The sequence below is a fragment of the Cellulophaga sp. Hel_I_12 genome (assembly GCF_000799565.1).
In the GTDB taxonomy this organism is placed as follows: Bacteria; Bacteroidota; Bacteroidia; order Flavobacteriales; family Flavobacteriaceae; genus Cellulophaga.
In genome coordinates this window covers 3203940-3223390 of sequence record NZ_JUHB01000001.1, presented here as the reverse complement: position 1 = coordinate 3223390, position 19451 = coordinate 3203940, and the positions used below count along the sequence as shown (strand labels likewise).

13 protein-coding genes and 1 tRNA gene are annotated in these 19451 nt (G+C 37.2%); 2 read left to right on the top strand and 12 right to left on the bottom strand.

The genetic code is table 11. The annotated features are described in order from the left end of the window. Window positions 1-31: 31 nt before the first annotated feature. The 7 genes from GQ45_RS13985 to GQ45_RS13955 are packed head-to-tail and all read right to left on the bottom strand — an operon-like array spanning window position 32 to window position 9824. Complete coding sequence (locus GQ45_RS13985) at window positions 32-1096, bottom strand: cytochrome c oxidase subunit II (protein ID WP_047418934.1); 1065 nt, start codon at window positions 1094-1096, stop codon at window positions 32-34. Window positions 1097-1123: 27 nt separating this feature from the next. Then, window positions 1124-2419: a hypothetical protein gene (locus tag GQ45_RS13980; protein WP_047418932.1), complete on the bottom strand. Its 1296-nt coding sequence runs from the start codon at window positions 2417-2419 to the stop codon at window positions 1124-1126. A 16-nt stretch (window positions 2420-2435) separates the two neighbouring features. Then, window positions 2436-2996, bottom strand: coding sequence for a cytochrome c (locus GQ45_RS13975; protein ID WP_047418931.1), 561 nt, complete (start codon window positions 2994-2996; stop codon window positions 2436-2438). 12 nt (window positions 2997-3008) lie between these two features. After that, window positions 3009-3530 carry a DUF3341 domain-containing protein gene (locus GQ45_RS13970; protein WP_047418929.1) on the bottom strand — a complete coding sequence of 174 codons (522 nt, stop codon included), beginning with the start codon at window positions 3528-3530 and terminating at the stop codon, window positions 3009-3011. 2 nt (window positions 3531-3532) lie between these two features. Next, on the bottom strand, window positions 3533-5260 hold the full coding sequence (nrfD, locus tag GQ45_RS13965; protein ID WP_081980927.1) for an NrfD/PsrC family molybdoenzyme membrane anchor subunit: 1728 nt from the start codon (window positions 5258-5260) through the stop codon (window positions 3533-3535). Between the two features lie 35 nt (window positions 5261-5295). Beyond that, a complete protein-coding gene (locus tag GQ45_RS13960) occupies window positions 5296-8454 on the bottom strand; it encodes a TAT-variant-translocated molybdopterin oxidoreductase (RefSeq protein ID WP_047418927.1) in 3159 nt (1052 codons plus the stop codon). Window positions 8455-8489: 35 nt separating this feature from the next. After that, a complete protein-coding gene (locus GQ45_RS13955) occupies window positions 8490-9824 on the bottom strand; it encodes a c-type cytochrome (protein WP_047418925.1) in 1335 nt (444 codons plus the stop codon). A 230-nt stretch (window positions 9825-10054) separates the two neighbouring features. Here GQ45_RS13955 and GQ45_RS13950 point away from each other — a divergent pair, with 230 nt between their 5' ends. Further along, window positions 10055-10414 carry a hypothetical protein gene (locus GQ45_RS13950; RefSeq protein WP_047418924.1) on the top strand — a complete coding sequence of 120 codons (360 nt, stop codon included), beginning with the start codon at window positions 10055-10057 and terminating at the stop codon, window positions 10412-10414. Window positions 10415-10512: 98 nt separating this feature from the next. Here the strand turns inward: GQ45_RS13950 and infB are convergent, their stop codons facing one another. The 4 genes from infB to GQ45_RS13930 form a co-directional block, all read right to left on the bottom strand. Then, window positions 10513-13368 carry a translation initiation factor IF-2 gene (infB, locus tag GQ45_RS13945; RefSeq protein ID WP_047418922.1) on the bottom strand — a complete coding sequence of 952 codons (2856 nt, stop codon included), beginning with the start codon at window positions 13366-13368 and terminating at the stop codon, window positions 10513-10515. A gap of 43 nt (window positions 13369-13411) precedes the next feature. Continuing rightward, entirely contained in the window at window positions 13412-14644 is a 1233-nt protein-coding gene (nusA, locus tag GQ45_RS13940) for a transcription termination factor NusA (protein ID WP_047418921.1), read from the bottom strand. A 12-nt stretch (window positions 14645-14656) separates the two neighbouring features. Then, window positions 14657-15118: a ribosome assembly cofactor RimP gene (gene rimP, locus GQ45_RS13935; RefSeq protein ID WP_047418919.1), complete on the bottom strand. Its 462-nt coding sequence runs from the start codon at window positions 15116-15118 to the stop codon at window positions 14657-14659. Window positions 15119-15308: 190 nt separating this feature from the next. Continuing rightward, window positions 15309-15380: transfer RNA gene (locus GQ45_RS13930), tRNA-Gln, on the bottom strand. A gap of 340 nt (window positions 15381-15720) precedes the next feature. Between GQ45_RS13930 and GQ45_RS13925 the strand changes: the two genes are divergently transcribed. Beyond that, window positions 15721-19089 carry a DUF2723 domain-containing protein gene (locus GQ45_RS13925; protein WP_047418918.1) on the top strand — a complete coding sequence of 1123 codons (3369 nt, stop codon included), beginning with the start codon at window positions 15721-15723 and terminating at the stop codon, window positions 19087-19089. 47 nt (window positions 19090-19136) lie between these two features. Here GQ45_RS13925 and GQ45_RS13920 read toward each other — a convergent pair whose 3' ends face one another. Further along, window positions 19137-19433, bottom strand: a complete 297-nt coding sequence (locus GQ45_RS13920) for a co-chaperone YbbN (RefSeq protein WP_047418916.1) — start codon at window positions 19431-19433, stop codon at window positions 19137-19139. Window positions 19434-19451: the final 18 nt, after the last annotated feature.

The following is a 19451-nucleotide window of genomic DNA, read 5'->3' as shown; positions in this document are numbered from 1 at the left end:
TTTTTATTAATTTTCTTTTTTAGCTCTTTTCTTATTGTGCGGCTGAAGCCAACATCATTTTTCCGAAAGTTTGTTGTTCCGAAATCCAGTCGTTATACTCCTCTTCAGTCACCACTATAATTTTCATTTGCATGTTATAATGCGATTTTCCACAAATTTTATTACATAGCAATATATAATCAAACTCCCAAGGATCAGAATTATCTTCTCCCCTTGCAGCTTTCTCCGCTCGGATAGAATTTGTTCTTTTCACTTTATCAATAATCTCCGGTTTCAAACGCATCTCTTCTGTGGTGAAAATAGGGGTGTATGAAAACTCCGTGATCATACCGGGTACACAGTTCATTTGCGCTCTAAAATGGGGCATATATGCAGAGTGCAAAACATCTTGAGAACGCATTTTAAAGTTTACCTTTCTGCCTACAGGAAGATACAATTCTTTGACAATAATATCATCTGTCGCATTCGGGTCCGCTTCATCCAAACCTAGGATGTTGGCACGATCAATATCAATCATACGCACATTTGCCTCTCCTAAAACGTTATCAGTACCACCATATCTAGCGGTCCAATTAAATTGCTGCGCATACAACTCAACTATTAATGGGTCATCTTCGTCATTGACATCCATAATATTCGTCCAAGTGTATAATCCCCAAAGGATCAAACCAGCCAAAACAATCACAGGGATAATAGTCCATACGAACTCTAAACGGTCATTGTCTGCAAAGAAAAGTGCTTTTTTACCTTTTTCGCCACGGTATTTATAAGCGAAATAATGCAGTAAAAATTGCGTAATTGTTTGAGCGATGAAAATAATAACCATCGACCAAAGCATTAGATTGTCTACATCTTGCCCATGCTCCGAAGCTGCTTCTGGGAGTAATACCTTTGTATATTTCCAGAAACTGAAAATGGTAATTCCATAAATAAAGATCAAAAAAGCGAACATTAAATATCCGTTATATTTATTGTCCTTATCCGTGGCAATTTGAGAATTATTTGCACGTATTTGTGATAATTCAAATATTTTAGTCATTTGCCAAACGGCAATTGCGACTAATACTAAAACAGCTATAATTAAAAATGCAGTCATTGTATGATTTAATGTTATTTCTTTATACTAGTAATGAAAATGCTTACTTTCCTCAATAAAAGGATTACGTTTTGGTTGCAATGCTTGTTTTGAAATAGCTCTGAACACCCATAAGATGAACAGTCCAGCAAAAAACAAGACAGCACCAATCTCAGGTATACCGATGAACCATTGATCTCCTACGGTTGCTGGCATAATCGCGTTAAAAATGTCTAAATAGTGCCCGATTAAAATTACGATACCCGCCATTACTACGAACCAGTTCATTCTCTTGAAATCACTATTCATTAAAATGAGTAATGGAAACAAGAAGTTTATGGCAACCATTCCAAAGAATGGCAATTTAAAATCTGCTATTCTAGTGACATAATAGGTAACCTCTTCTGGAATATTAGAATACCATATAAGCATATACTGTGAGAACCATAAATACGTCCAAAAAATACTTATCCCAAACATAAACTTCGCCAAATCGTGAATGTGGCTATTATTAACATCAGCCAATAAACCTTTAGATTTTAAATAGATCGTAATTAACGCTATAACGGTGATTCCCGAAACGAACATACTCGCAAAAATATACCAACCGAATAAGGTGCTAAACCAGTGCGGATCAACGCTCATGATCCAATCCCAAGACATCATGGACTCGGTGATCAAATAGAATACCAAAAAGGCAGCAGAAGCCTTGAAATTTTTAACAAAATTTGAATTATCAGTAGCCTCATCTTGAGCTAGAGACAATTTTCTAGAGTATTCACGGTAAAAAATCCAACCTCCTAAAAAGAAAGCTGCTCTAATTAGAAAAAATGGTCCATTTAAATAGCCTGATTTATTGCGTATGATTTCATCGTGCGCCACAACTTCGGGATCCATCCAAACGAATAAATGGTTCAAGTGTGCTACTGAGAGCGCTAATAAGATAAACACTATGATTCCGCCCGGTACCAAATAGGCCGTAATACCCTCCATTACTCTAAACAGCAGCGGAGACCAACCAGCTTGCGCTGCACGTTGAATAGCATAAAAAGCCAATACCCCTAAAGCAATCATAAAGAAAAAGAATGCCGCTACATAAACAGCAGCCCAGGGTCTATTTTGTAATTGATGCATTACATGTTCATCATGTTCAGCGTCATGTACTTCGTGCGCTGCATTTTCTGCATGTGCGTCACCACTGTGATCGTCTGCATGACTGCTGACCATTTCTTTGGCCTCAGCTACAGAGCCTGGAGCTGAAACAAAGCCAACTCCAATTCCAAGAGCACCAATAACCATTAATACAATCGAAGCAATCTTTAATCTATTTGAAATAGTGTACATATCTAAAATCTATGTATTATTTTGTTAACTCTTCTTTTAATTTCATTACAAATTCTGACACCTGCCAACGTTCTTCTTCATTCAGTTGGTTTGCATAAGAACCCATGGAATTTAAGCCATAGTAAATAGTGTGGTATGTGCTTCCAACGGTAATATTTCTTCCGACATCCGCGTAACTAGGAACCCCTAATATTTTTTCTCTTTCTACCAAATAACCATTACCCGCTCCCTTGCTACCATGACATATGGCACAGTTAACAGCGTATAATTCTGAACCCACTGCCAAATTTTCTAAAGAAGCCAAAGAATCGAGTGGACTTTCTTGAAGCCTCGCCAACTCTTTACCCTCTAGCCCGTCAGCAAATTTATACGGCAACTTGCCCCTAGGAATAGTATTATCTACAGGTTTTTTAGCTTCCATACCGTTAGGTAAGAAATCTACCTCCTGATACGATTCGTATCCCACGGATTTAGCCATGTTTGGCATGTATTGGTAGTTTGGACTATTCTTATCGAAACAAGAAGTACATGTCACCCCTACCATAAGTAATATTGCTAATTTTATAAAACTTTTCATATCTCTTTTGAACTACTTTTCTGAAATATTTATTTCAACTGCTCCTGTTTCCGCTAGTAATTGCATTAATTCATCCTCGTTATTATGAATCTCAATTTCCATTAAAAAATGATCGTCAGTTGTTCTTTTATCTGGGTTTTCAGCTTCTTTAAAAGGCCATAATCTACTTCTCATGTAGAAGGTAATTACCATTAAATGCGCTGCAAAGAAAATGGTAAGCTCAAACATAATCGGTACAAAAGCAGGCATGTTTTCTATGTAACTAAAACTTGGTTTTCCACCAATATCCATTGGCCAGTCTTGAATCATCATATAATTCATCATAGTAATAGCAACAGCCAAACCAACACATCCATACATGAACGACGTAATGGCCAACCTGGTTGAACTCAGTCCCATCGCCTTATCTAGCCCATGAACTGGAAAAGGACAATATACTTCCTCAATATGATGTTTCGCTTCTTTTACCTTTTTCACAGCGTGCATTAGCACGTCGTCATCTGTATAAAATGCATGTATAACTTTAGAGGCCATATCTATTTATTGTTATTTAAAATCTTAGCTTGACCTGCCCAATCATCTCTCTGCGCTCTTCCAGGGAAAGAACTCGTAATAGAATCTAACAAATCGTATTCTTTTTCTGTCATTTTAGACACCTGAGAAAACTTAAAAATACCTAACTGGTTTAATGTTTTCTCCATTTGAGGTCCAACACCTTTAATCATTTTAAGATCATCTGGCGTATCTGATTTTGGATCAAATACTCCTATAGCCGCAAGTAAAGAGGAAACCTTTTCTTTATCAGCATCTAGTGGTAGTGATTTTTCCTCTACAATTTTTTCCTTAAGTACTACTTCATTTTTTATCTCGTAAAGTGGCTTTCCAGCATCACGTAATAATTTGTACTTTTCTCCCGATGATTTCATAATCGATTTTACTTCAGCTTGCGCAATCACAGGGAATGTTCTAGCATAGAGTAAGAATAATACAAAAAAGAATCCTATAGTACCAACAAATATACCTATATCTACAAAAGTAGGGGAAAACATAGTCCACGATGACGGTAAATAGTCACGGTGTAGGGATGTTACGATAATAACAAAACGCTCAAACCACATACCAATATTTACTACTATTGAAATAGCGAATGAAAACGTAATACTTGTACGTAATTTTTTAGACCACATAAATTGTGGTGAGAAAACATTACAGGTCATCATTGCCCAATACGCCCAAGCATAAGGACCAGTAGCTCTATTTAAAAATGCGTACTGCTCGTATTCTACACCAGAATACCAAGCCATAAATAATTCTGTGATATACGCACAACCAACAATAGAACCCGTTAACATAATAACAATGTTCATTAACTCTATATGCTGAATCGTAATATAATCTTCTAAACTACATACTTTACGCATGATAATTAGTAAGGTATTTACCATCGCAAACCCTGAGAAGATAGCTCCTGCTACGAAGTACGGTGGAAAAATAGTAGTATGCCATCCTGGGATTACCGAAGTAGCAAAATCAAAAGATACAATAGTATGTACTGAAAGTACCAGTGGTGTAGCTAAACCAGCTAAAACCAAAGAAACTTCTTCAAAACGCTGCCAATCTTTTGCTCTACCCGACCAACCAAAACTAAGTAAGGCGTATATTTTCTTCTGAAACGGCCTTACAGCTCTATCTCTAATCATTGCAAAATCTGGTAATAAACCTGTCCACCAAAATACCAAGGAAACAGATAAATAGGTTGATATTGCAAATACATCCCAAAGCAAAGGGGAGTTAAAGTTTACCCATAAAGATCCAAATTGATTTGGTATAGGTAGTACCCAATATGCCAACCAAGGACGTCCCATGTGAATGATTGGAAATAAACCCGCTTGTACTACCGAAAAAATTGTCATTGCCTCAGCAGAACGGTTAATTGCCATTCTCCATTTTTGACGAAATAATAAAAGTACTGCAGAAATTAATGTTCCAGCGTGACCAATACCAACCCACCAAACGAAGTTAGTAATATCCCATGCCCATCCAACTGTTTTATTTAATCCCCAAGTACCAATTCCTGTAGAAACGGTATAGATGATACACCCAATACCCCAAAGAAATGCTACTAATGCTATAGAAAAAACAATCCACCATTGTTTGTTGGCTTTTCCTTCCACTGGACGAGCGATATCCACAGAAATGTCGTGGTAGCTCTTGTTTCCAAGTACTAAAGGTTTTCTAATAGGTGCTTCGTAATGCGACGCCATATTTTATAGTATAGTTACGTTGATCTTAATTTATTTTATGCTTCTTCCGTATTTCTCACTTTCACATGATAAAACACGTTAGGTTTTGTACCCACATATTCTAACAAGTGATACATACGATTACTCTCTTTAAGATCAGCTATTTTACTGTCTTTATCATTGATATCTCCAAATACCATTGCCCCATTGTTACACGCTGAAGAACATGCCGTTTGGAACTCACCGTCTTCTATCACGCGACCATCGCGCTTAGCGTCAAGAATAGTTTTCTGCGTTTTTTGAATACACATAGAACATTTTTCCATAACCCCTCTTGAACGTACGGTAACATCTGGATTAATAACCATTTTACCTAAGTCATTATTCATGTGGTAATCGAACTCGTCGTTGTTATTATACAAGAACCAGTTAAATCTACGTACTTTATAAGGACAGTTGTTCGCACAATATCTAGTACCTACACAACGGTTATAGGCCATATGATTTTGACCTTGACGACTATGTGTAGTTGCCGCAACCGGACAAACCGTTTCACAAGGTGCATGGTTACAATGCTGACACATTACAGGCTGAAAAGCAACTTGAGGATTCAAGGAAGGATCTTCTAATCTACTGAATGTAGACAAAGAACCATCTCCTTCTCCGTCACCCACTAAATAGTTTCCTAAACCTAGGCCATCAGTGCTATCTTTTGCTTCAATATCGTCGGCAAACGTATCTTCAGAAGAATAGTACCTATCAATACGCAGCCAGTGCATATCTCTTGACACTCTTATCTCTTTTTTCCCTACTACAGGTACGTTGTTTTCTGCATGACATGCAATAACACAAGCTCCACAACCAGTACAGGCATTCAAGTCTATCGATAAATTAAAATGATGCCCAATAGAACGATCAAAGCTTTCCCATAAATCTACAGATGAAGCAGCGACTTCTTGGTGATCTAAAGAAACCATTGGCTTTTTATTCCAATCCTGAGCTTCTTTGGTATTAAATATTTCGAGGGTTGTTTCTTTTATAATATCTTCTCTACCCATTAGGGTTTTTTGCAACTGCACACAAGCAAACTCATGAAGTCCTGCGGATTTCTCAATAGAAACCGTCTGGCTACTTGAAAAATTCTGATAAAGCGGATAAGCGTTAACACCTGTCTGCATTTCGGTTTTCATCCCTTCTAGCCTTCCATAGCCCAAGGCTAAACCAATAGTTCCAACAGCTTGTCCTGGTTGAATAATAACCGGAACATTTTCAACAGCAACACCACCCACAGTGACTTTTGCATAGCTACCATCTAAACCGCCATTCGCCACATGTTCGTTAACGAACCCTAATTTTTCAGCATCTGTTTTAGATACGGTAACATAATTGTCCCATGAAACACGAGAAATAGGATCTGGAAATTCTTGCAACCAAGGGTTATTCGCCATTTGACCGTCACCCATACCTACTTTGGAATATAAGCTTAATTCCATATCAGCTACCGTGGCATTTGATAGGTCACGGAGAGCAGAAGCCAAAGGTACAACTGTAGCCTGATCAACAGCAACTTCTGACATTGGTGCAACGATGGCACTTACAGCCGAATCAAGATCACTTAAAACAGTAGTTGAAGCGGAAAACACACCATCATGCAGTGCTTTGTTCCATTCACTCTCTCCCAAAATAGAAGTAGTCCAAGTCTCTTTTATATATTCATAGTACGTTTTGTCATTTCCCATCCAAACTAATAGTGACGATTGGAATTGACGTGTATCAAATAATTCTTTAATCGTTGGTTGCATTAAGCCGTAATGTCCTTTTTTCATTTGAACATCACCCCAAGATTCTAAGAAATAGGAGCTAGCACCTGTATATTGCGTAGCTATTGTAGTTTCGTTTGTATTGGTAGAAAAACTAACAGATAAACCAACTGTTTGAAGTCCCTCTAAAAAGTCAGAAGCATTAGGTAGTGAATATGCAGGGTTTACACCATCCATAAGCAATACACCAACCTTACCAGCTTTCATATCAGCAACTAAGGTATTGACTTCTTTTACATTACCCTGTCTTGTATATTTTGGAGCTGCAACATCAAAAGCTGCGCTCTTTATTTGTTCATTTATAGCTAAAACAACTGCCTGAGCATTAAGGTCATCTAAACCAGTTACCACTACTGCCGCAGTACCTGCTTTACGAATTTGAGCTGCTGCAGCATCTACTGCTTTAGTAGCCGCATCACTTAAGCTTCCGCCAACTGATGTATTATTTAATTTGGCATATAACTTTGCCAATGCCACTTTTTGCTCACTTGGCTTTAAAGGAATTCTCTTATCAGCATTCGCTCCCGTTAATGACATATTTGCCTCGAACTGAATGTGTCGCGACATTTTACCATTTTGAGGAATACGTCCTTTAGAATATCCACTATCAAAACCTCCACCTTGCCAATCACCTAAAATGTCAGCACCGAAAGACACGATTACCTCTGCCTTAGAAAAATCATAATCTGCTAAGGCTCTTTCTCCGTATTTAGCTTCAAAGGCATTTAATGCCGCATCTTCTGATATGGCATCATAAGAAATGTGCTTCACATTGGCGTATGACGCTTTAAAATCACCTACCAATCTTTCCGTAGAAGGACTAGCATAGGTCTGGGTTAAGAGTACAATTTGCTTGCCTGAATTTTGAGCAGCTGCTAAACCATTCTTAACCGCAGCATCTAAATCGCTCCAGTCGATAGCTTCGCCATTTTGCATAGGCCCTTGCAAACGAGTGCTATCATACAAACCTAAAACCGATGCATTGACTCTTGCGTTAGCACCGCCATTTACTTTAGCATCTACGTTGTTCTGAATTGAAATAGGTCTTCCTTCTCTAGTTCTTACTAGTACACTTGAAAAATCAAAACCATTTGCAATGGTTGTCGCGTAAAAGTTTGCTATTCCAGGAATTATCGTCTCTGGTTGCACAACATAAGGAATAGATTTAATTACCGGTCCTTCACAGGCTGCTAAAGTAGCAGCAGCAGTACTAAAACCAACATATTTCAAGAAATCTCTTCTGTTCGTTGATGAAGAAGCCAAGTTATCCTTATCTCCTAAAAATTCATCCACAGGAATATCTTGAACAAACTCATTATGTCTTAGCGCCTCAACAATGGAATCGTTTGGATTTAACTCCGCTTCACTTTTCCAATATTTTTTGTTTGATGCCATAAATATATCTCTGAAATTATCTTCTTATTAATTTTTTAATAGTGACACTTACCACATTCCAATCCACCCATTTGGGCAGCTGTCAAGGTTTCAACACCATACTTTTTAGAAAGTTCTGCATGAATTTTTTCATAATATTCATTGCCTTCTACCTTCACATTAGTTTCTCTGTGGCAGTTAATACACCAACCCATCGTTAACGGTGAAAATTGATACATAATCTCCATTTCTTCCACTGGACCATGACAGGTTTGACATTCAATACCACCAACAGTTACGTGTTGAGAGTGGTTAAAGTAAGCAAAATCAGGAAGGTTATGAATTCTCACCCATTCCACAGACTTAGACTCCCCTGTGTATTTTTGATTTTCTTCATCCCAGCCTACTGCTTTGTATAGTTTTTTAATTTCTCCAGTATAAAACTCATTGGTATACCCATTGGCTAAATCTTCTTTAGACGGACCTTCTGGATTTCCCTTGTATTCATAAATAGATTTATGACAATTCATACAAACATTCAAAGAAGGTATTCCAGAATGCTTAGATACTCGTGCTGAAGAATGGCAATATTGACAATCAATCTTGTTATCACCAGCGTGAATTTTATGCGAGTAATGTATGGGTTGAATTGGGGCGTAACCTTGATCAACACCTACTTGCATCATCCAGCCATAAGCAAAATATGCACTTCCCAGAAGTAAGAAAATAACGGTTACCAAAACCAAAAATTGATTTTGAACAAAAGCTTTCCAAATCGGAGTTCTTTTTTCAGACGCTTCCTTCTCAACAAAAACACCGTTTGCTTCTGCAATTCTGCGCAAAGTCATGTTGACCATAATCAACATCATAACAAGCAGCGCAAAAACTAGAACCAAAGCCCCTAGTATCACTTCGTTTGACAAACCTCCTGATGCAGCAGTTCCTTCTCCAGGAAGGGCTTCAGCAGTAACCACAGGAGCCGGAGGCGGTGCAGCCGTATAGGCTAAAATATCATCGATATCCGCATTTGACAATGTTGGAAAAGCAGTCATTGCTGCTTTGTTGTACTCGTTGTAGATCTTATTAGCATAAGCATCGCCCGAAGCGATAAGACCTGCACTGTTCTTGATCCAAGCATATAGCCACTCCTTATCCAAACCTTCTTCACTTGCAAGCCGACTTTCAACATTGGCAAGAGCAGGACCTGTCATATTTCTATTTAAAGCATGACAAGCAGCGCAATTTTGATTAAACAAGGATTTACCTTTTGCAGGATCACCGGAAGAAGCGATTTCGTCTTGAGAAAAAAGACTTGTTGAAAACAAAAGTCCGATTAACAAACTGAGACCTAAAACTTTAGAAAATTGATTGCGGTACGTAACCTTTTTCATATTAAAATTGTTTCTATTCATTTCTTGGCATGGTTTTTACATTTCCTAATAAGTGCACTAAAAATACCCCAAGAAACCGAATGCAAAAATACGACATAGACTTTATTTCCGAAATGCTAAGGTATTTATAATTTGCAATTTATACCAATTCTAAATAAAAATAGATTGCTTTTCTCTAAAAATTAAAAAATTATCTTTGCACTCTAGTTTTAAAACTGAAATAACAAATTATGAAAACAACTATCAACATCTTGATATTCACCTTTTTCACGCTATACAGTAATGCCCAAGAAGGAGTGATTACACTGCAACAAGACGACAAAGTATCTAAACTACTTGCTATCTACAAGTCTTCGGATGCTACTACCGAAGAATATCAAATTCAAATATATAATGGAATGTACAATTTAGCCAATCAAAAAAAATCAAATTTTGAAGTTGATTTCCCCGGTTGGACTTGTAAAATTGTGCATGTAGATGTGGATTACAGAGTGCGTATCACGGGTATAAAAACAGCTTTAGAAGCCCAAAGAAAATATAATGAAGTCAGAAAAAAATATCCAGCAGCTATTATTATTAATCCGAAATAAAATCAAAACGCTTTTTATAATACCTAGCGTAAAATTATTTTAAAATAAAAAAAGGAAGCCATTTGGCTTCCTTTTTTTTCGACATACCTCTTTGGTATTTATTTCAACTTTTTCTTAACGGCAACTTCTTGGAAAGCTTCGACAATATCGAGCTCTCTAATATCATTGTAGTTCTTAATTTGAATACCACAATCATAACCTTTGGCAACTTCCTTTACATCATCCTTAAATCGTTTTAAAGAAGAAAGTTCCCCTGTATAGACCACCACTCCGTCTCTAATTAAACGAATACCGGCGCTCCTAAGAATTTTACCACTAGTTACCATACATCCCGCAATAGTACCAATTTTAGAAATCTTAAAGGTTTCTCTAATTTCAGCCGTACCGGTAATCTCCTCTTTAATCTCTGGAGAAAGCATACCTTCCATCGCATCTTTTAGATCATTGATCGCATCATAGATAATAGAGTACATTCTAATATCAATTTCTTCGTTGTCGGCAATAGTTCTTGCATTACCCATAGGTCTTACATTGAAACCAATAATAACCGCATCAGAAGCTGAAGCCAATAACACATCAGACTCTGTAATAGGACCAACTGCTTTATGTATAATATTTACTTGAATTTCAGGGGTTGATAGTTTTTGGAAAGAATCTGTTAATGCTTCCACAGAACCATCCACATCTCCCTTAAGAATAATGTTTAATTCTTTAAAGTCTCCTAATGCAATTCGTCTTCCTATTTCATCAAGCGTAATATGACGCTGCGTTCTCACAGACTGCTCACGCAATAATTGACCTCTTTTTGCTGCTATCTGTTTTGCCTCACGCTCATCTTCTAGCACATTAAATTTATCTCCAGCCTGTGGCGCACCATCCAATCCAAGGATTGAAATGGGTGTAGAAGGTGGGGCAATCTTAACGCTATTCCCGCGCTCATCCTGCATCGCTTTAATTTTACCACTACACGTACCCGCAAGCACATAATCTCCAATTTTTAAAGATCCTGCCTGAACCAATACCGTAGAAACATACCCTCTACCTTTATCTAAAAATGCTTCAACCACGGTACCTGTGGCTAATTTATCTGGATTTGCTTTAAGCTCCAGTAATTCAGCCTCTAATAACACTTTTTCTAAGAGCTCTTTAACACCTTCACCTGTTTTCGCAGAAATATCTTGAGATTGAATTTTACCACCCCAATCTTCTACTAATAGATTCATTTGAGCCAGACCATCTTTGATTTTTTCAACGTTAGCATTAGGCTTATCAATTTTATTTATCGCAAATACAATAGGTACTCCTGCGGCTTGCGCATGACTAATAGCCTCCTTAGTTTGGGGCATAATATCATCATCAGCTGCCACTACAATAATAGCAATATCCGTTACTTGCGCTCCACGAGCACGCATAGCGGTAAAAGCTTCGTGACCTGGTGTATCTAAAAATGCAATTTTTTGATCGTTTTCTAAGGTAACGCCATACGCACCAATATGCTGGGTTATTCCACCACTTTCGCCTGCAATTACATTTTCTTTACGAATATAATCTAGCAACGATGTTTTACCATGATCAACGTGACCCATTACTGTAACGATAGGAGCACGCTCTTTTAAATCTTCAGGAGCATCTAATTGATCTTCGATAGCTTCTTCTATTTCAGCAGAAACAAACTCCACTTCAAAGCCAAATTCTTCCGCAACGATAGACAAGGTCTCTGCATCTAATCTCTGGTTCATGGTTACCATGATCCCTAAAGACATACACGCCGAAATAATCTTAGTTGTAGGCACATCCATCATTGTTGCTACCTCGTTAGCAGTAACAAATTCGGTAACTTTTAAAATTTTATTATCCAGCTCTTGCTGTTCAAGATCTTTTTCTGTCTGTTGACGGTGCTGATCTCTCTTATCTCTTCTGTACTTAGCTCCTTTTCCTTTTTTAGACTTTCCTTGAAGCTTTTCTAAAGTTTCTCTAACCTGCTTTTGAACATCCTCTTCTGTAGGCTCTACTTTTGCCACAGGATTAGCGCGCACCACTGGTCCTCTTCTATTCCCTGGTCCTGAATTTCCTCCAGGCCTATTTGGTCGACCTCCAGTATTAGCACCTTGGCCGGGAGCACTGCTCACTATTCTTCTTCTACGCTTCTTTTTATCAGCGGCATCGCTACCTGATCTTGCTACTTCTTTCTTTTTCTTTGGTTTTTCAAATTTGGAAAGATCTATTTTATCACCCGTTATTTTAGGCCCTGATAATTTCTTGTATTGCGTTGTAAGCGTCTCTGACTCTGCTGGTTTTTCAACCTCGGCGACAGGAGCAACTGCATCGGGAGTTTTAGTGTCTTTATTTTCAGCTTTAACAGGTGGGGCAGCTTGAGGCTCTGGTTTGTCCTCTTTTGCTTTTTCCTTACTTTTTGCCGGAGATAAATCTATTTTATCAACCACCTTAAACTTCGGCCTTTCAGAAGATGCTTTCACCACATCAACTTTAGGTGTTTCTTTCTTAGGCTCTTCAGCTACAATTTTTTCTGCTGGCTTTTCAGGCTTTTCCGTCTTTTCAGGAACTACTGGCGCCGCCTCGGTTTTTTTCTTATCTAAATCTATTTTACCCACAGTTTTAGGACCAGATATCTCGGCTTTACCCCTAACAATTTGCTCTGAAGCATTTCGTTTTTCTCTCTCAAGTCGCCTTTCTTCTTGCTCCTGTTCTAGCTGTTGTCTAATAGCTTCCTTTTCTTTTCTTTTTTCCTCGCCAACTTCTTTTGACGCAACTTTTTTGCTCATGTCGGTTTGAAACCCGTCCACAAGCACTTGATACACCTCATTAGAAATTTTAGTGGTAGGCCTTGCGTCCACATCATGACCTTTGGAACTCAGAAAATCTACCGCCCTATCGAGTGAAATGTTCAGTTCCCTTAGGACCTTATTAAGCCTTATTGTTGCATTATCTGCCATAAATACTTGTTACTATACTTGAATTTTCTTGCTAATATATAGCTTAATCTGCTAATTCTTCTTTTAAGATTCGAACAACTTCAATAATTGTCTCCTCTTCTAAGTCTGTTCTCTTCACTAAATCATCAATATCTTGCTCTAAAACACTACGAGCAGTATCCATTCCTATCTTCTTGAATTCGTCAATAATCCAAGCTTCAATTTCATCAGAGAATTCTGTTAATTCAACATCTTCCTCTACTCCTTCACGGAATACATCAATTTCATAACCTGTCAACTGACCTGCTAATCTAATATTATGACCTCCACGACCAATGGCCTTTGAAACCTCTTCAGGTCTTAAATACACCTGAGCTGTCATTTTTTCATCATCTAATTTGACCGAAGATACACGCGCTGGACTCAGTGCTCTAGTCACCAACAATTGTGGATTGCTGGTCCAATTGATAACATCAATATTTTCATTTCCTAATTCACGAACAATACCGTGAATACGTGAACCTTTCATTCCCACACATGCCCCTACTGGATCTATACGATCATCATAAGAATCTACAGCCACTTTCGCTTTTTCACCAGGAATACGCACTACTTTTTTAACGGTAATTAAACCATCAAAAACTTCTGGTATTTCTTGAAAAAATAATTGCTCTAAAAATGCTGGCGCCGTCCTTGACATAATAATCAAAGGCTTATTCCCTTTCAACTCAACACTTTCAATAATACCACGTACATTATCCCCTTTTCTAAAAAAATCAGAAGGGATTTGTTTTTCTTTTGGCATTATAATTTCGTTCCCCTCGTCATCTAATAAGATCACAACCTTGTGTCTTATATGATGTACTTCAGCCGTATAAATCTCACCTTCTAAGTCCTTAAACTGTTTGTAGATCGTGGTATTATCATGCTCATGAATTTTAGATATTAAATTTTGACGCAAGGCCAAGATGGCTCTTCTACCTAGTTGAATAAGCTTAACTTCTTCGGAAACATCTTCACCAACTTCAAAATCTGGCTCAATTTTGCGTGCCTCACTCAACGATATTTCTTCGTTAGGCTCCTCAACCTCTCCATCCTCAACCACAACACGGTTTCTCCAAATTTCTAAATCACCTTTATCTGGGTTTATAATGATATCAAAGTTATCATCTGACCCAAATTTTTTCTTTAGAGCATTTCTAAAAACGTCTTCTAGAATCGCCATAAGCGTTACCCTGTCAATGAACTTATCGTCTTTAAATTCCGAAAAAGATTCGATCAGCGCAATATTTTCCATGTTGAATTACAATTAAAATTTTATAATAACTTTTGCTTCTTGAATATCAGAAAAACCAATAACTTGTTTTTTCTGCACTGTTACTTTACCCTTACCTACCGGCTTGGGCTCTCTTGATTTCCATTCTAAGGTAATTCCCTGATCATCTGCCTCAGTTAATACACCTTCAAATTTAGCATCTTGGGTCTTGACTTCTAATTCCCTGCCAATATTTTTTTTATACTGACGAGGCATTACCATAGGCGTTGTAGCACCTACCGAAGCCACTTCTAACGAAAAATCCTCTTCTTCTCTGTCTAAATTATGTTCAATAGCCCTGCTTATGGCGATACAATCTTTTAAAGTAACACCATGATCACCATCTAAAGTGATGTTTATTTTATTACCAGCGCCTAAGGTAAAATCTATTAAAAAAATAGATTCATTTTCTTTTAAACCAGCTTCTAATAAGGCTGTAACTTTTTCTTTAAACATAAAATTAAGTAATAAAAGAGGGGACAATTTGTCCCCTCATATATTCTATTCATCATTTTAGCAGTGCAAATATACAACTTTTTTCAACATATTATTATATTTATACCTGCAAGACTAGACTAAGGGAAACAAAAAATAATTTAAAAACAAAAACCCTACTTTATAAGAGTAGGGTTTTCTAAAATTTGTGTTGGTCCACAAGGACTCGAACCTTGAATGACGGTACCAAAAACCGGAGTGTTGCCAATTACACCATGGACCATTACCTCTAAAAGCGGTGCAAATTTATAACAAAGTTTTACATCCACAAATATTTTAAAGAGAATTAATGCGCTTTTCGCAAAATAAATCAATCCTGAGCCCTAAAACCCTTATTTTCAATAGGCTTTAAAGATTTACTTCAGATAAATTTTTTAAAACAAATAGAAACTACAAATTACGATTTTTAGAAAGACACCAAGCTAAAAAGCTGAATAGCCATACCCTAACAGGCAGATGCAACGATATTGATAAAATTAATGGATGTTAAAGGTTTATAAAAAAATGAATCCCATATCTATATTAATTAGTAAATTCGCCGTAATTGTTAAACTAGAACATAGATGTTTTCTAAGAATTTTAAAAAATGGGACTCCATTTTAGGATGGTTTGTTTTTTTTATTGCATTAATAACCTACACGATTACGGTAGAACCAACGGGTAGTTTTTGGGATGCTGGTGAATATATTGCCACTTCTGCTAAGCTTCAAGTAGGTCACCCCCCAGGAGCACCACTTTTACAAATGATAGGTGCTTTTTTTGCCATGTTTGCTTTTGGAGATGCCTCAAAGATAGCCTTAATGGTCAATTATGTTTCGGTTGTTTCTAGTGCATTTACAATCCTATTTATGTTTTGGACCATCACCAATCTTGCTAAAAAGTTATTGGCACAAGACGAGGTGATGACCAACAGCAAAACCATAGCCATTTTTGGCAGTGCCCTTATAGGTTCATTAGCTTTTACCTTCTCCGATAGTTTTTGGTTTAACGCCGGTGAAACTGAAGTGTATTCTATGGCCAGCTTTATTATGGCCCTATTACTGTGGATGGGCTTGAAGTGGGTTGATGACTTAGATTCACCTCGAGGTGATAAATGGATTGTACTTATTTCGTATGTAGTAGGTTTAACCTTTGGAATTCAGTTTATGGGCTTTTTAGCTATTCCATCTATTGGTTTATTATATTATTTTAAGAAATACAAAACTACGACCATAAAAAATTTCTTATTAGCAAACGTCATTGTGGTTGCTATTTTAATGTTGGTCTATAAATTTTCATTAACCTATGTTCTTGTCGCTTTTGGGTGGAGTGAAGTTTTTTTCATCAACACCATAGGACTGCCTTTTAATTCTGGTTCTGTAATTATGGGACTTATTTTTATTACGGTCTTTTATTTGGGATTAAATTACACTAGAAAACACGATTTCAAAACAGCCAATACCCTAGTTTTATGTTTACTGTTTTTATTTTTAGGGTTTTCTTCATGGCTAATGCTTCCGATAAGGGCTAATGCCGATGTGGTGATTAATGAAAATGATCCTTCTGATGCTCGTTCTTTATTGGCCTATTATAATAGAGAGCAATACCCTAGCGTTGATAGTCCTATTTACGGGGCCTATTACTCGAATGCTTTTGCAGGTGCAGGAGAAGAAAAAGACGAAAAACCCAAATATGAACGAGATGAAAAAACTGGGAAGTACATTATCGTCAATAAATATAAGAATGCAACTCAAGGTCCTAATAAAAAACACGTAGGCTTTTTACCTAGAATGTGGAGCGAACAAAATACAGAAAATTACATGCGTTATTTTGGCGCATTAGATTTCAAGCCCACCACGAATAATGAGGAACTTAAAGCCGCTATCGCACAACTTAAAACTGGTTTTGCTCAAGGAGAAATTGGAGAAAAAGAATATATAGGTTTTTTAAATAGATTTAGTGATTACTTAGAAGTACAACCACCAACCGTTTGGCAAAACATTCAATACATGTTCGAATTTCAATTTGGCTATATGTATTGGCGTTATTTTATGTGGAATTTCACAGGAAAACAAAACGACAAACAAGGTCGTTATGATGAGAATGGAAATTGGTTAAGCGGTATTACGTTTATAGATGCTATGCGACCAGCTATTGGTAGTCAAGAAAACTTACCCACTGAAGTTTTAGATAATAAAGGCCGAAATTTGTACTACTTTTTACCTCTATTACTAGGAATTATTGGTATTTTATTTCAAATCGGCAAAAACCCAAAACAGTTTTGGGCGCTCTTGGTATTCTTTTTGTTTACAGGACTTGCGATACAGTTTTACACCAACCCCGGCATTTTTCAACCTAGAGAACGCGATTATTCCTTAGTAGGTTCATTTTATATTTTTGCCATTTGGATAGGACTAGGGGTTTATGGGTTGTTTGATGCTTTTAAAAAATTACTCAGCCCAAAAATTTTAGCACCTGCCATTACCGTCATTTGCTTTTTCGCAGTACCATTTTTAATGGCCTACCAAAACTGGGACGATCACGATAGGTCTAACCGGTTTACGGCCGAAAGCACTGCAAAAGCGTATTTGGGATCTACCCAAGAAAATGTTGGCGCCATGCTTTTCACCATTGGGGATAACGATACTTTTCCTCTTTGGTTTGCGCAAGAAATAGAAGGCTATAGAACCGATGTTCGCGTGATTAATACGAGTCTATTTCAAACAGATTGGTACATTGACCAAATGAAGAAAAAAGCCTACGAAAGCGAACCTATACCTTCGCAACTAACGCATGAAAAATACAGATTAGGCTCAAGAGACGTGGTATACTACCAAAATGTAGACGAGCTTTACAATAAAAATATTTCAGAATCTCGCTGGGACATAAAAGCATTCATGGACTGGGTAGCTAGCGATGAGCCTAGAACAAAATTACGTAGTGTTTTATCAGCTTCCCAAGATGTAGATGTTAGTCAGTATCCTGAGAACACCCTAGATATTGTTTTTTACCCCACCAACCACATTCGCATTCCTGTGAACAAGGAAAATGTATTAAAAAGTGGTTTGGTAAAAGAAAAGGATTCTGCCTTAATTGTCGATTTTATTGACATTGAGCTTCCTAAAAGTGCCCTACCAAAAAATCGTCTGCTCATGCTTGATATTCTCGCCAATAACGATTGGAAGAGGCCAATTTATTTCTCGGGAGGTAGTTTCGATGATGGGGAATATATTTGGCTTAAAGACTATTTACAGTTAGATGGTTTAGTGTACAAATTAGTGCCTATTAAAACCGAGTTCGATAAACGTTCTTATGAAATGGGGCGTATTGATAGTGAATTGATGTATGACATTGTTAAAAAATGGGATTGGGGTAACTCCGGGAGCTCTGAAATTTACCACGACACACAGACTAGAATTCAAGGTTTATCTTACAGGGGTAATATTGCTCGTTTGGTAGAGCAATTAATCAATGAAGACAAGATTAGCAAAGCAAAAGAAATGATTGATATTGCCATGACCAACATGCCTGTTGATTACTTTGAGTACCACGCTTTTGTGGAGCCTTTTGTCGATGGTTATTACAAAGTTGGTGAAACTAAAAAAGCACGTGAATTATTTGAGAAATTAAAAACAATTTATCAAGAGCGACTTAATTTTTACGCAAGTATGCCGCTCGATGAGCAGTATGAAAAACTGAATGATATTATCACAGACATGGAAGCCTACAATAGAAATATTGATATTGTCATCAGAAATGGTGACCGTGAAATTACGGAAAAAGAAACACTACTATTTAATGAATATATCGATAAGTTTAGCCGATTTGTCGATGGTAATGATGATTCTTTAATTCGTGATTCAGAGCCCATGAATCCTGATGTAATAGACTCTAACACTATAGACAACAGCGTCGAATCGGAATTAGATACTGTTCCAATACTTCAAGAGTAACATAAAAAAAACCGAGATGTTCATCTCGGTTTTTTTTATGCTTTTATTTAAATATATTCATTGAGGATACCTATCAGCGTATTGGCATCTTGCTCTCCACTTTGACGCCAAATCATTTCTCCGTTTTTATAGATCATTAAGGTCGGTAAGCCTTTTACTCGTAATGCCTGTGACAGTTCCTTATTCTTGTCAACATCAATTTTTATCACTTTACCTCTATCCCCTAATGCTGCTGCGACGTCACGAAGCACTGCATGCATTGCTGTAGACTGTTCGTTCCATTCCGCATAAAAATCTAACAACACAGGAGTTTTAGATTCTATAAGTTCGCCAAATTTAGACATAGGAAAAAATTGTATTGG

Coding starts and splice junctions, on each gene's coding strand:
- GQ45_RS13920 (WP_047418916.1), bottom strand. CDS start 19,433: ATGTCTAAATTTGGCGAACTTATAGAATCTAAAACTCCTGTGTTGTTA.
- infB (WP_047418922.1), bottom strand. CDS start 13,368: ATGGCAGATAATGCAACAATAAGGCTTAATAAGGTCCTAAGGGAACTG.
- nusA (WP_047418921.1), bottom strand. CDS start 14,644: ATGGAAAATATTGCGCTGATCGAATCTTTTTCGGAATTTAAAGACGAT.
- GQ45_RS13925 (WP_047418918.1), top strand. CDS start 15,721: ATGTTTTCTAAGAATTTTAAAAAATGGGACTCCATTTTAGGATGGTTT.
- rimP (WP_047418919.1), bottom strand. CDS start 15,118: ATGTTTAAAGAAAAAGTTACAGCCTTATTAGAAGCTGGTTTAAAAGAA.
- GQ45_RS13980 (WP_047418932.1), bottom strand. CDS start 2,419: ATGTACACTATTTCAAATAGATTAAAGATTGCTTCGATTGTATTAATG.
- GQ45_RS13970 (WP_047418929.1), bottom strand. CDS start 3,530: ATGGCCTCTAAAGTTATACATGCATTTTATACAGATGACGACGTGCTA.
- nrfD (WP_081980927.1), bottom strand. CDS start 5,260: ATGGCGTCGCATTACGAAGCACCTATTAGAAAACCTTTAGTACTTGGA.
- GQ45_RS13960 (WP_047418927.1), bottom strand. CDS start 8,454: ATGGCATCAAACAAAAAATATTGGAAAAGTGAAGCGGAGTTAAATCCA.
- GQ45_RS13985 (WP_047418934.1), bottom strand. CDS start 1,096: ATGACTGCATTTTTAATTATAGCTGTTTTAGTATTAGTCGCAATTGCC.
- GQ45_RS13950 (WP_047418924.1), top strand. CDS start 10,055: ATGAAAACAACTATCAACATCTTGATATTCACCTTTTTCACGCTATAC.
- GQ45_RS13955 (WP_047418925.1), bottom strand. CDS start 9,824: ATGAAAAAGGTTACGTACCGCAATCAATTTTCTAAAGTTTTAGGTCTC.
- GQ45_RS13975 (WP_047418931.1), bottom strand. CDS start 2,996: ATGAAAAGTTTTATAAAATTAGCAATATTACTTATGGTAGGGGTGACA.